This is a genomic window from Streptomyces mexicanus, assembly GCF_902506575.1.
Classification (GTDB): domain Bacteria; phylum Actinomycetota; class Actinomycetes; order Streptomycetales; family Streptomycetaceae; genus Streptomyces; species Streptomyces mexicanus.
This window is the reverse complement of the sequence record NZ_LR732565.1, coordinates 1-895: the sequence shown is the minus strand read 5'-3', so window position 1 is coordinate 895 and position 895 is coordinate 1. Positions and strand designations below refer to the sequence as shown.

Below are 895 nucleotides of genomic sequence, written 5' to 3'. Positions count from 1 at the left end.
GTGGTGCGGAGCCGGCGGGCGGTTCGGTGCTCATGCGCCGAGTCGAACGCGAACGCGGCCGGGCCGCATCCGGCGAGCGGCCGGACGGATGACGTCCGGCCCGCGTCCTACGCCGTCCCGGTCACCGCACCACGAAGGTCACCGCACCACGAAGGTCACCGCCCCACGGGGGTCACCGCGCCACGAGGGTCACCACCCCATCAGGGCGTACGCCGGTCCCCCGCCTCGAAGGCGTACGCCGGTCACCCGGCCACGAAGGTGTGGGCCGCCTTGTCGTGCCAGCACTGGCGCCAGGGCCGGTCGAACAGGCACCACACCACGCCCACCACGCCGATGCCGAGGAGCCCGGGGACGCTGTAGACGAGCCAGCGGCGCAGCGCCTGCCCGAGGGACGGCGGCTCGTGGGCCTCGATGTCCCGCACCTGAAGGCCGCACAGCTTCTTGCCCAGCGTGCGGCCCCACTTGGCCGTGGGCAGCGCCTCGTAGACGGCGCCGAAGAGCAGCAGGACGGCCAGGACGATGCCGAGGTACGTCGCCGTCGTCCCGTCCAGCAGCCACACGGTGACCGTGCGGCCGGACTGCCGGGCCGCCTCGATCTTGCCGTCGATGTGGTCGGCCGCCCGGAGGCCGAGCGGCACGGCGGGCGCGGCGGTGACGGCCGCGACGACGACGGAGTCGACGAGGCGGGCCAGCAGCCGCTTGCCGAGACCGGCCGGCCGGGCCGCGGCCTGCCGCCGCGCGGCCGCCTGGAACGGGTCCTCGACCGGCGGCTTCCACGGCACGACGGGCGGTTCCTCCGCCGCGGCCGTCCTGGCCCCGGCGAGCTGGTGCACCTGCTGCGCCCAGGAGGCCTGCCCGCCGCCGGGCCCGCTCGTCACCGGCGTGGGCATCGGGC

General features: G+C 76.2%; 1 protein-coding gene. It reads right to left on the bottom strand.

From position 1 onward, the window contains the following. Positions 1 to 242: 242 nt before the first annotated feature. The coding region (locus tag GV126_RS32355) for an RDD family protein (RefSeq protein WP_236570328.1) at positions 243 to 895 on the bottom strand (653 nt) is incomplete at its 5' end.